11 protein-coding genes are annotated in these 11,944 nt (G+C 70.9%); all 11 read left to right on the top strand.

Going from position 1 to position 11,944, the window contains the following annotated elements; genetic code table 11:
* Window position 1: 1 nt before the first annotated feature.
* A complete protein-coding gene (locus ACH4TP_RS25390) occupies window positions 2–1,288 on the top strand; it encodes a dihydroorotase (RefSeq protein WP_389238319.1) in 1,287 nt (428 codons plus the stop codon).
* Entirely contained in the window at window positions 1,285–1,857 is a 573-nt protein-coding gene (locus ACH4TP_RS25385; protein ID WP_389238321.1) for a hypothetical protein, read from the top strand. The genes ACH4TP_RS25390 and ACH4TP_RS25385 overlap by 4 nt, the downstream gene beginning before the upstream one ends.
* Entirely contained in the window at window positions 1,854–2,996 is a 1,143-nt protein-coding gene (gene carA / locus ACH4TP_RS25380) for a glutamine-hydrolyzing carbamoyl-phosphate synthase small subunit (RefSeq protein ID WP_389238323.1), read from the top strand. The genes ACH4TP_RS25385 and carA overlap by 4 nt, the downstream gene beginning before the upstream one ends.
* Window positions 2,989–6,297: a carbamoyl-phosphate synthase large subunit gene (gene carB, locus ACH4TP_RS25375; RefSeq protein WP_389238325.1), complete on the top strand. Its 3,309-nt coding sequence runs from the start codon at window positions 2,989–2,991 to the stop codon at window positions 6,295–6,297. The genes carA and carB overlap by 8 nt, the downstream gene beginning before the upstream one ends.
* A gap of 76 nt (window positions 6,298–6,373) precedes the next feature.
* Window positions 6,374–7,483 carry a quinone-dependent dihydroorotate dehydrogenase gene (locus ACH4TP_RS25370; RefSeq protein ID WP_389238327.1) on the top strand — a complete coding sequence of 370 codons (1,110 nt, stop codon included), beginning with the start codon at window positions 6,374–6,376 and terminating at the stop codon, window positions 7,481–7,483.
* Window positions 7,480–8,316 (top strand): orotidine-5'-phosphate decarboxylase, encoded by an 837-nt coding sequence (gene pyrF / locus ACH4TP_RS25365; RefSeq protein WP_398439244.1) that lies wholly within the window; start codon window positions 7,480–7,482, stop codon window positions 8,314–8,316. The genes ACH4TP_RS25370 and pyrF overlap by 4 nt, the downstream gene beginning before the upstream one ends.
* A 297-nt stretch (window positions 8,317–8,613) precedes the next feature.
* Window positions 8,614–8,937, top strand: a complete 324-nt coding sequence (locus ACH4TP_RS25360; protein ID WP_030204477.1) for an integration host factor — start codon at window positions 8,614–8,616, stop codon at window positions 8,935–8,937.
* A 74-nt stretch (window positions 8,938–9,011) separates the two neighbouring features.
* Window positions 9,012–9,575 (top strand): guanylate kinase, encoded by a 564-nt coding sequence (gmk, locus tag ACH4TP_RS25355; protein ID WP_389238329.1) that lies wholly within the window; start codon window positions 9,012–9,014, stop codon window positions 9,573–9,575.
* Between the two features lie 28 nt (window positions 9,576–9,603).
* Window positions 9,604–9,876 carry a DNA-directed RNA polymerase subunit omega gene (rpoZ, locus tag ACH4TP_RS25350; RefSeq protein WP_005319902.1) on the top strand — a complete coding sequence of 91 codons (273 nt, stop codon included), beginning with the start codon at window positions 9,604–9,606 and terminating at the stop codon, window positions 9,874–9,876.
* Between the two features lie 112 nt (window positions 9,877–9,988).
* Complete coding sequence (coaBC, locus tag ACH4TP_RS25345) at window positions 9,989–11,200, top strand: bifunctional phosphopantothenoylcysteine decarboxylase/phosphopantothenate--cysteine ligase CoaBC (RefSeq protein WP_398439243.1); 1,212 nt, start codon at window positions 9,989–9,991, stop codon at window positions 11,198–11,200.
* Window positions 11,201–11,477: 277 nt separating this feature from the next.
* Window positions 11,478–11,944: S-adenosylmethionine synthetase N-terminal domain-containing protein (locus ACH4TP_RS25340; protein WP_308439740.1), on the top strand; the 467-nt coding region annotated here is incomplete at its 3' end.

The raw sequence follows: 11,944 nt of genomic DNA, 5'->3' as shown, positions 1-11,944 counted from the left end.
CATGAGCAAGATCCTTATCCGCGGTGCCAAGGTTCTCGGCGGCGACGTCCAGGACGTCCTGATCGACGGCGAGACCATCGCCGAGGTCGGCACCGGCCTGTCCGCCGAGGGCGCGACCGTGGTCGAGGCCGACGGCCAGATCCTGCTGCCCGGCCTCGTCGACCTCCACACCCACCTGCGCGAGCCCGGCCGCGAGGACTCCGAGACCGTCCTCACCGGCACCCGCGCCGCCGCCTCCGGCGGCTACACCGCCGTCTTCGCCATGGCCAACACCCACCCGGTCGCCGACACCGCCGGTGTCGTCGAGCAGGTCTACCGCCTCGGCCAGGAGGCCGGCTACTGCGACGTGCAGCCCATCGGCGCCGTCACCGTCGGCCTGGAGGGCAAGAAGCTCGCCGAGCTCGGCGCCATGCACGACTCCGCCGCCGGCGTCACCGTCTTCTCCGACGACGGCAAGTGCGTCGACGACGCCGTGATCATGCGCCGCGCCCTGGAGTACGTGAAGGCCTTCGGCGGCGTCGTCGCCCAGCACGCCCAGGAGCCCCGCCTCACCGAGGGCGCCCAGATGAACGAGGGCGTCGTCTCCGCCGAGCTCGGCCTCGGCGGCTGGCCCGCCGTCGCCGAGGAGTCGATCATCGCCCGCGACGTCCTCCTCGCCGAGCACGTCGGCTCCCGCGTCCACATCTGCCACCTCTCCACCGCCGGCTCCGTCGAGATCGTCCGCTGGGCCAAGTCCCGCGGCATCGACGTCACCGCCGAGGTCACCCCGCACCACCTCCTCCTCACGGACGAGCTGGTCCGCTCGTACAACCCGGTCTACAAGGTCAACCCGCCGCTGCGCACCGAGAAGGACGTCCTCGCCCTGCGCGAGGCGCTGGCCGACGGCACGATCGACATCGTCGCCACCGACCACGCCCCGCACCCGCACGAGGACAAGGACTGCGAGTGGGCCGCCGCCGCCATGGGCATGGTCGGCCTGGAGACCGCCCTCTCCGTCGTCCAGCAGACGATGGTCGAGACCGGCCTCCTCGACTGGGCCGGCGTCGCCGACCGGATGTCCTTCGCGCCCGCCCGCATCGGACGGGCCAAGGGCCACGGCCGCCCCGTCTCGGCTGGTGAGCCCGCGAACCTGACGCTGGTCGATCCGGCTTACCGTGGTGTCGTGGACCCCGCGGACTTCGCCTCCCGCAGCCGCAACACCCCCTACGAGGGCCGTGAGCTGCCGGGACGCGTCACCCACACCTTCCTGCGGGGCCGGGCAACGGTCGTGGACGGGAAGCTGGCGTGACACCACTCATCGCAATCGCCGCAGAGGCAGCCGAGCAGAAGTCGGCGGAGGTGACCGACTGGGCCGGGCGGCTCGGCTGGGTCGCCGGACTGCTGCTCTTCGTCGTCCTCGTGTACTGGCTCATGCGCCAGGGCTGGAAGTGGCGGGGCAGCCTCCAGTCGGACCTGCCCGAGCTCCCCACCGTGCCGGACCGGGCCGGTGACGCGAAACTGACTCTCAGCGGGCGCTACCACGGGTCCACGACCGCCGGGCAGTGGCTCGACCGGATCGTCGCCCACGGCCTCGGCACCCGCAGCCGTGCCGAGCTCACGCTCACCGACGCCGGGATCGAGGTCGTACGCCCCGGGGCGAACGACTTCTTCGTGCCGGCCGCCGCCCTGCGCGGGGCCCGTCTCGACAAGGGCATCGCCGGCAAGGTCCTCACCGAGGGCGGGCTCCTGATCGTCACCTGGGAGCACGGCGGCGAGCAGCTCGACTCCGGCTTCCGCTCCGACCGGGCCGCCGAGCACACGGCCTGGGTCGAAGCCATCAATTCCATGATCAATACGACGGAAGGCATCGTACGATGACGACCTCCACCAGGGGAGCCGCCAAGACTCCCGCCGTACTCGTCCTGGAGGACGGCCGCATCTTCCGCGGCCGCGCCTACGGGGCCGTGGGGGAGACCTTCGGCGAGGCGGTCTTCTCCACCGGCATGACCGGCTACCAGGAGACCCTCACCGACCCGTCGTACCACCGCCAGGTCGTCGTGATGACCGCCCCGCACGTGGGCAACACCGGCGTCAACGACGAGGACCCCGAGTCCGGCCGCATCTGGGTCTCCGGCTACGTGGTCCGCGACCCCGCCCGCGTCTCCTCCAACTGGCGCTCCCAGCGCTCCCTGGAGGACGAGCTGCGCAGCCAGGGCGTCGTCGGCATCTCCGGCATCGACACCCGCGCCCTCACCCGCCACCTGCGCGAGAGCGGCGCCATGCGCGTCGGCATCTTCTCCGGCAACGCGCTGCCCGACGAGGGCACCATGCTCGCCGAGGTCCGCCAGGCCCCCGAGATGACCGGCGCCGACCTCTCCGCAGAGGTCGCCACCAAGGAGGCGTACGTCGTCCCCGCGATCGGCGAGAAGCGCTTCACCGTCGCCGCCGTCGACCTCGGCATCAAGGGCATGACCCCGCACCGGATGGCCGAGCGCGGCATCGAGGTCCACGTCCTCCCCGCCACCGCCACCGTCGAGGACGTCTACGCCGTCAACCCCGACGGCGTGTTCTTCTCCAACGGCCCGGGCGACCCGGCCACCGCCGACCACCCGGTCGCCGTCATGCAGGCCGTCCTGGAGCGCAGGACGCCGCTCTTCGGCATCTGCTTCGGCAACCAGATCCTCGGCCGCGCCCTCGGCTTCGGCACCTACAAGCTGAAGTACGGCCACCGGGGCATCAACCAGCCCGTCCAGGACCGCACCACCGGCAAGGTCGAGGTCACCGCGCACAACCACGGCTTCGCCGTCGACGCGCCCCTCGACAAGGTCTCCGACACCCCCTACGGGCGTGCCGAGGTCTCCCACGTCTGCCTGAACGACCAGGTCGTCGAAGGACTCCAGCTGCTCGACCAGCCGGCCTTCTCCGTCCAGTACCACCCCGAGGCGGCCGCGGGCCCGCACGACGCCGCGTACCTCTTCGACCGCTTCGTGACCCTCATGGAGGCCGAGCGTGCCTAAGCGCACCGACATCCAGTCCGTCCTGGTCATCGGCTCCGGCCCGATCGTCATCGGACAGGCCGCCGAGTTCGACTACTCCGGCACCCAGGCCTGCCGCATCCTCAAGGCCGAGGGCCTGCGGGTGATCCTGGTCAACTCCAACCCGGCCACGATCATGACCGACCCGGAGATCGCCGACGCCACCTACGTCGAGCCGATCACCCCCGAGTTCGTCGAGAAGATCATCGCCAAGGAGCGCCCCGACGCCCTCCTGCCCACCCTCGGCGGCCAGACCGCGCTCAACACCGCGATCTCCATGCACGAGCAGGGCGTCCTGGAGAAGTACGGCGTCGAGCTCATCGGCGCCAACGTCGAGGCCATCCACAAGGGCGAGGACCGCGACCTCTTCAAGGGCGTCGTCGAGGCCGTCAAGGCCAAGATCGGATACGGCGAGTCCGCCCGCTCGGTCATCTGCCACTCCATGGACGACGTCCTCAAGGGCGTCGAGGAGCTCGGCGGCTACCCCGTCGTCGTCCGCCCCTCCTTCACCATGGGCGGCGCCGGCTCCGGCTTCGCCCACGACGAGGAGGAGCTGCGCCGCATCGCCGGCCAGGGCCTCACGCTCTCCCCGACCACCGAGGTGCTCCTGGAGGAGTCCATCCTCGGCTGGAAGGAGTACGAGCTGGAGCTCATGCGCGACAAGAACGACAACGTCGTGGTCGTCTGCTCCATCGAGAACTTCGACCCGATGGGCGTCCACACCGGTGACTCGATCACCGTCGCCCCGGCGATGACCCTCACCGACCGCGAGTACCAGCGCCTGCGCGACATCGGCATCGCGATCATCCGCGAGGTCGGCGTCGACACCGGCGGCTGCAACATCCAGTTCGCCGTCAACCCCGACGACGGCCGGATCATCGTCATCGAGATGAACCCGCGCGTCTCCCGCTCCTCGGCGCTCGCCTCCAAGGCGACCGGCTTCCCGATCGCCAAGATCGCGGCCCGTCTCGCCGTCGGCTACACGCTGGACGAGATCCCGAACGACATCACGGAGAAGACCCCGGCGTCCTTCGAGCCCACGCTCGACTACGTCGTCGTCAAGGCCCCGCGCTTCGCCTTCGAGAAGTTCCCCTCCGCCGACTCCACGCTGACCACGACCATGAAGTCGGTCGGCGAGGCCATGGCGATCGGCCGCAACTTCACCGAGGCGCTCCAGAAGGCCCTGCGCTCCCTGGAGAAGAAGGGCTCGCAGTTCACCTTCGTCGGCGAGCCCGGCGACAAGGCCGAGCTGCTCCGCGAGTCGGTCCGCCCGACCGACGGCCGCATCAACACGGTCATGCAGGCCATCCGCGCCGGCGCCACCCCGCAGGAGGTCTTCGACGCCACGAAGATCGACCCCTGGTTCGTCGACCAGCTCTTCCTGATCAAGGAGATCGCCGACGAGCTGGCCGCCGCCGAGAAGCTCGACCCCGAGCTGCTCGCCGAGGCCAAGCGCCACGGCTTCTCCGACGCCCAGATCGCCGAGATCCGCGGCCTGCGCGAGGACGTCGTCCGCGAGGTCCGGCACGCCCTCGGCGTCCGCCCGGTCTACAAGACGGTCGACACCTGCGCCGCCGAGTTCGCCGCCAAGACCCCGTACTTCTACTCGTCCTACGACGAGGAGACCGAGGTCGCCCCGCGCGAGAAGCCCGCCGTGATCATCCTGGGCTCCGGCCCGAACCGCATCGGCCAGGGCATCGAGTTCGACTACTCCTGCGTCCACGCCTCCTTCGCCCTGAGCGAGGCCGGCTACGAGACCGTGATGGTCAACTGCAACCCGGAGACCGTCTCGACGGACTACGACACCTCCGACCGCCTGTACTTCGAGCCGCTGACGCTCGAGGACGTGCTGGAGATCGTCCACGCCGAGACCCTCGCCGGCCCCGTCGCCGGTGTCGTCGTCCAGCTCGGCGGCCAGACCCCGCTGGGCCTGTCGCAGGCGCTCAAGGACAACGGCGTGCCGGTCGTCGGCACCTCCCCGGAGGCCATCCACGCCGCCGAGGACCGCGGCGCCTTCGGCCGCGTCCTCGCCGAGGCGGGCCTCCCGGCCCCCAAGCACGGCACCGCGACCACCTTCGCCGGCGCCAAGGCCATCGCCGACGAGATCGGCTACCCCGTCCTCGTACGCCCCTCGTACGTGCTCGGCGGCCGCGGCATGGAGATCGTGTACGACGAGGCCCGCCTGGAGTCGTACATCGCCGAGTCCACCGAGATCAGCCCCACCCGGCCGGTCCTGGTCGACCGCTTCCTCGACGACGCCATCGAGATCGACGTCGACGCGCTCTACGACGGCGAGGAGCTCTACCTCGGCGGCGTCATGGAGCACATCGAGGAGGCCGGCATCCACTCCGGCGACTCGGCCTGCGCCCTGCCCCCGATCACCCTCGGCGGCTACGACATCAAGCGCCTGCGCGCCTCCACCGAGGCCATCGCCAAGGGCGTCGGCGTCCGCGGCCTGATCAACATCCAGTTCGCCATGGCCGGTGACATCCTCTACGTCCTGGAGGCCAACCCGCGCGCCTCCCGCACGGTCCCCTTCACCTCGAAGGCGACCGCCGTGCCGCTCGCGAAGGCCGCCGCCCGCATCTCGCTCGGCGCCACCATCGCCGAGCTGCGCGCCGAGGGCCTGCTGCCGAAGAACGGCGACGGCGGCACCCTGCCGCTCGACGCGCCGATCTCCGTCAAGGAGGCCGTGATGCCGTGGTCGCGCTTCCGCGACGTGCACGGCCGCGGCGTCGACACCGTCCTCGGCCCGGAGATGCGCTCCACCGGTGAGGTCATGGGCATCGACGCGGTCTTCGGCACGGCCTACGCCAAGTCGCAGGCCGGCGCCTACGGCCCGCTGCCCACCAAGGGCCGCGCGTTCATCTCGGTCGCCAACCGCGACAAGCGCTCGATGATCTTCCCGGCCCGCGAGCTCGTCGCCCACGGCTTCGAGCTGCTCGCCACCTCCGGCACCGCCGAGGTCCTCAAGCGCAACGGCATCAACGCCACGGTCGTCCGCAAGCTCAGCGAGGGCGAGGGCCCGAACGGCGAGAAGACCATCGTCCAGCTCATCCACGACGGCCAGGTCGACCTGATCGTCAACACCCCGTACGGCACCGGCGGCCGCCTCGACGGCTACGAGATCCGTACGGCCGCGGTGGCGCGCAGCGTCCCGTGCCTCACCACGGTCCAGGCGCTCGCCGCGGCCGTCCAGGGCATCGACGCGCTGAACCACGGCGGCGTGGGCGTCCGCTCGCTCCAGGAGCACGCGGAGCACCTGACCGCGGCCCGCGACTAAGAGCCCGTACGAGGAGGGGGACACCGGCAGGACTGCGGTGTCCCCCTCGTCATGAGCACATCTGGACGACAGACACATGTACAAGTTCTTCTTCAACCTGGTCTTCAAGCGCATGGACCCCGAGCAGGCCCACTACATGGCCTTCCGCTGGATCCGGCTCGCCGCCCGCGTCCCGGTCCTGCGCACCTTCGTCGCCGCCGTCCTCGCGCCCCGCCACAAGGAGCTGCGCACCGAGGCCCTCGGCCTGCGGATGCACGGCCCCTTCGGGCTCGCCGCCGGCTTCGACAAGAACGCCGTCGCCATCGACGGCATGTCGATGCTCGGCTTCGACCACGTCGAGATCGGCACCGTCACCGGCGAGGCCCAGCCCGGCAACCCCAAGAAGCGCCTCTTCCGGCTCGTCCCGGACCGTGCCCTGATCAACCGCATGGGCTTCAACAACGAGGGCTCCGCCGCCGTCGCCGAGCGCCTCGCCACCCGTAACCCGGTCTTCAAGACCGTCGTCGGCGTCAACATCGGCAAGACCAAGGTCGTCCCCGAGGCCGAGGCCGCCGCCGACTACGTGAAGTCCACCGAGCGCCTCGCCGCGCACGCCGACTACCTCGTCGTCAACGTCTCCTCCCCGAACACCCCCGGCCTGCGCAACCTCCAGGCCACCGAGTCCCTGCGCCCGCTGCTCACCGCGGTCCGCGAGGCGGCCGACCGCACGGTCACCGGCCGCCGGGTCCCCCTCCTGGTCAAGATCGCCCCCGACCTGGCCGACGAGGACGTCGACGCGGTCGCCGACCTCGCCCTGGAGCTCGGCCTCGACGGCATCATCGCCACCAACACCACCATCGCGCGCGAGGGCCTCGGCCTGAAGTCCGACCCCGCGCTGATCAAGGAGACCGGCGGCCTGTCCGGCGCGCCCGTCAAGGAGCGCTCCCTCGCCGTCCTGCGCCGCCTCCACGCGCGCGTGGGCGACCGCCTGGTCCTCGTCGGCGTCGGCGGCATCGAGAACGCCGAGGACGCCTGGCAGCGCATCCTCGCCGGCGCCACCCTGATCCAGGGCTACAGCGCCTTCATCTACGAGGGCCCCTTCTACGCCCGCGCGATCCACAAGGGCCTCGCCGCGCGCCTCGCGGCCTCCCCGTACGCCACCCTCGCCGAGGCCGTCGGCGCCGACAACCGAAAGGCCGCCCAGTGACTCTCTCCTTCGGCACCCGCCTGCGCTCCGCCATGGACGAGCGCGGCCCCCTCTGCGTCGGCATCGACCCGCACGCGGCCCTGCTCGACTCCTGGGGCCTGACCGACGACATCGCCGGTCTCGAGCGCTTCACCTTCACCGTCGTCGAGGCCCTCGCCGAGACCGTGGCCGTCTTCAAGCCGCAGTCCGCCTTCTTCGAGCGCTTCGGCTCGCGCGGCATCGCCGTCCTGGAGCGCGCCACCGCCGACCTGCGCGCGGCGGGCGGCCTGGTCGTCATGGACGCCAAGCGCGGCGACATCGGCTCCACCATGGCCGCGTACGCGGAGACCTTCCTGCGCAAGGACTCCCCGCTCTTCTCCGACGCGCTGACGGTCTCCCCGTACCTCGGCTACGGCGCCCTCAAGCCGGCCGTCGACCTGGCCCGGGAGTCCGGCGCCGGCCTCTTCGTGCTGGCCCTCACCTCCAACCCGGAGGGCGCGGAGGTCCAGCGCGCGGTCCGCGAGGACGGCCGGACCATCGGCGCGACCATGCTCGCCCACCTCGCCGAGGAGAACGCGGGGGAGACCCCGATGGGCTCCTTCGGCGCGGTCGTCGGCGCCACCCTCGGCGACCTGTCCTCCTTCGACCTCGACATCAACGGGCCGCTCCTCGCCCCCGGCATCGGCGCCCAGGGCGCGACCCCCGCCGACCTCCCCGCCGTCTTCGGCGCGGCGGTCCGCAACGTCGTCCCGAACGTCAGCCGCGGGGTCCTCAGGAACGGCCCGGACGTGGCCGCCCTGCGGGACTCGGCGCACCGCTACGCGGACGAGATCCGCGCGGCCGTCGCCGGCTGACCGGGCTCCCGGACAATCCGCAGGTCGGAGCGGACGGGGTGCCCGGTGGTGAGCCGTCTCACTCCTTGACGAAAACTTGGCTCAAAACCGGGTCGATATGCCGGAAAAGTCCTGGTCGGTCGATGCTGACCAGGACTTTTCCTCTGTTCTCGCTGACTGGAGCGGCCTCGGCCGCTAGTCTCCGGAGCAGAGCAGGCGTTCAACGACCACACCGTTGATCGTTGCTCCACTGGTGTGGGGCGTCCAGGTTCCTCACCGGTCCGTATCCGACAGATCGACATCCGAGGTGACGTAGGCGTGGCTCTTCCGCCCCTTACCCCTGAACAGCGCGCAGCCGCGCTCGAAAAGGCCGCCGCGGCTCGCCGGGAGCGGGCCGAGGTCAAGAATCGACTCAAGCACTCCGGTGCCTCCCTGCACGAGGTCATCAAGACCGGCCAGGAGAACGACGTCATCGGCAAGATGAAGGTCTCCGCGCTGCTCGAGTCCCTGCCGGGCGTCGGCAAGGTCCGCGCCAAGCAGATCATGGAGCGCCTCGGCATCTCCGAGAGCCGCCGCGTCCGTGGTCTCGGCTCCAACCAGATCGCCTCCCTGGAGCGCGAGTTCGGCAGCACCGGCGCCTGATCGGGTGACCGGTCGGGCTTCCCGGCCCGGGGCACGCGTCCCGGGCACACCGGTGAAGCTGGAATAATCGCTGCATGGCAGCAGAGGCACGTCCGCGACTGACCGTGCTCTCCGGCCCCTCAGGGGTCGGCAAGAGCACGGTCGTCGCTCATATGCGCAAGGTCCACCCCGAGGTCTGGCTCTCGGTGTCGGCGACGACCCGCAAGCCCCGCCCCGGCGAGAAGCACGGCGTCCACTACTTCTTCGTCACGGACGACGAGTTCGACAAGCTGATCGCCAACGGTGAGCTCCTCGAATGGGCCGAGTTCGCGGGCAACCGCTACGGCACCCCGCGCGGCGCCGTCCTGGAGCGTCTGGACTCCGGTGAACCCGTGCTCCTGGAGATCGACCTCCAGGGTGCCCGGCAGGTGAAGGACTCCATGCCGGAGTCCCAGCTGGTCTTCCTGGCCCCGCCGAGCTGGGACGAGCTGGTCCGCCGGCTCACCGGCCGCGGCACCGAGTCGCCCGAGGTCATCGAGCGCCGGCTGCAGGCCGCGAAGGTCGAGCTGGCCGCCGAATCGGAGTTCGACACCACGCTCGTCAACACCTCCGTCGAGGACGTCGCACGCGAGCTGCTAACGTTGATGCACGTTGTCTGATCTTTTTTCCATCTTCGGAAGGTAGAGCGTGTCCTCTTCCATCACCGCGCCCGAGGGCATCATCAACCCGCCGATCGACGAGCTGCTCGAGGCCACGGACTCGAAGTACAGCCTCGTGATCTACGCGGCCAAGCGCGCGCGTCAGATCAACGCGTACTACTCCCAGCTCGGCGAGGGCCTGCTGGAGTACGTGGGTCCGCTCGTCGACACCCACGTCCACGAGAAGCCGCTCTCGATCGCCCTGCGCGAGATCAACGCGGGTCTGCTGACGTCCGAGGCCATCGAGGGCCCCGCGCAGTAAGCATGCAGCGCTTGTAAGTAATGCTCGTCACCACAGGCCCGGCGGAACATCCGCCGGGCCTGTGGTGTCTCATGGAGTCGTACGCAGCCGAGTGCGGGGAGTCGTGGAAGTCGTGTCCAAGCCGAAGGTCGTCCTGGGCGTCAGCGGCGGCATCGCCGCCTACAAGGCGTGCGAGCTGCTCCGCCGGCTCACCGAGTCGGGCCACGACGTGCGCGTCGTCCCCACCGACTCCGCCCTCCACTTCGTCGGCGCCGCGACCTGGTCCGCGCTCTCCGGGAACCCCGTCTCCACCGAGGTGTGGGAGTCCGTCCACGAGGTCCCGCACGTGCGGATCGGCCAGGCCGCCGACCTCGTCGTCGTCGCGCCCGCCACCGCCGACATGCTCGCCAAGGCCGCCCACGGCCTCGCCGACGACCTGCTCACCAACACCCTGCTCACCGCGCGCTGTCCGGTCGTCTTCGCCCCCGCCATGCACACCGAGATGTGGGAGCACCCGGCGACCCAGGAGAACGTGGCCACCCTGCGCCGCCGCGGCGCCGTCGTCATCGAGCCCGCCGTGGGCCGCCTCACCGGCGTCGACACCGGCAAGGGCCGGCTGCCCGACCCGGCGGAGATCTTCGAGGTCTGCCGCAGGATCCTCGCGCGCGGCGTCACCGCCCCCGACCTCGCCGGCCGGCACGTCGTCGTCAGCGCGGGCGGCACCCGCGAGCCCCTCGACCCCGTCCGCTACCTCGGCAACCGCTCCTCCGGCAAGCAGGGCTACGCCCTCGCGAAGGCCGCCGCCGCCCGCGGCGCCCGGGTCACCCTCGTCGAGGCGAACACCGGCATCGCCGACCCGGCCGGGGTCGACGTCGTCCACGTCGGCACCGCCGTCCAGCTCCGCGAGGCCGTCCTGAAGGCCGCCGCCGACGCCGACGCGGTCGTGATGGCCGCCGCCGTCGCCGACTTCCGCCCGGCCGTCTACGCCCCCGGCAAGATCAAGAAGAAGGACGACGGGGGCGCGCCGACGATCGAGCTCGTCCGCAACCCCGACATCCTCGCCGAGCTGGCCGCCGACCGCGCCCTGCCCGGCCAGGTGGTCGTCGGTTTCGCCGCCGAGACCGACGACGTCCTCGCCAACGGCCGCGCGAAGCTCGCCCGCAAGGGCTGCGACCTCCTCGTCGTCAACGAGGTGGGGGAGCGCAAGACCTTCGGCTCCGAGGAGAACGAGGCCGTCGTCCTCGCCGCGGACGGCGCCGAGACCCCCGTGCCGTACGGGCCGAAGGAAGCGCTCGCCGAGACGGTCTGGGACCTGGTCCTGCCCCGGCTGCGCCCCGCGACCTGACGCATCCCGCCCGCTCCGGCGGCGGCCCTCCGGTGGCGCGATCCCGCTCCGCCGGAGGTGCGAAACACCACCCCAGGAGTGATTTGCGCCCCACTCCGACGGGCACATCTGCCTTGCCGCAGGCCGGTTCCGCCCGGTCGCCGGTATTCGCCAGGCGAGACACCTGGTCCATTGTCCGACCACGACCGATAGACTGTTCGTGGAACGTCGCGGGGCGCAGCCCCCTGCCGGTCCGCGTCACGAGTAGCCAGCAGCCGCTGCAACCCCAGGGAGCGTTGTGTCCCGTCGTCTGTTCACCTCGGAGTCCGTCACCGAGGGCCACCCCGACAAGATCGCTGACCAGATCAGCGACACCATTCTCGACGCCCTGCTGCGCGAGGACCCCACCTCGCGCGTCGCCGTCGAGACGCTGATCACCACCGGCCTGGTGCACGTCGCCGGTGAGGTGACCACCAAGGCGTGGGCGGACATCCCGACCCTCGTCCGGAACAAGATCCTCGAGATCGGTTACGACTCCTCGAAGAAGGGCTTCGACGGCGCCTCCTGCGGCGTGTCGGTGTCCATCGGGTCGCAGTCCCCGGACATCGCCCAGGGTGTCGACACCGCGTACGAGAAGCGCGTCGAGGGCGACGAGGACGAGCTGGACAAGCAGGGCGCCGGCGACCAGGGCCTGATGTTCGGCTACGCCTCGGACGAGACGCCCGAGCTGATGCCGCTGCCGATCCACCTGGCGCACCGGCTCTC

This window comes from Streptomyces sp. NPDC021012 (assembly GCF_044333355.1).
Classification (GTDB): Bacteria; Actinomycetota; Actinomycetes; order Streptomycetales; family Streptomycetaceae; genus Streptomyces.
Note: the sequence above shows the minus strand (reverse complement) of the source record. Positions and strands in the feature narration are given on the sequence as shown.

Coding starts and splice junctions, on each gene's coding strand:
- gmk (WP_389238329.1), top strand. CDS start 9,012: ATGGCAGCAGAGGCACGTCCGCGACTGACCGTGCTCTCCGGCCCCTCA.
- ACH4TP_RS25370 (WP_389238327.1), top strand. CDS start 6,374: ATGTACAAGTTCTTCTTCAACCTGGTCTTCAAGCGCATGGACCCCGAG.
- carA (WP_389238323.1), top strand. CDS start 1,854: ATGACGACCTCCACCAGGGGAGCCGCCAAGACTCCCGCCGTACTCGTC.
- ACH4TP_RS25390 (WP_389238319.1), top strand. CDS start 2: ATGAGCAAGATCCTTATCCGCGGTGCCAAGGTTCTCGGCGGCGACGTC.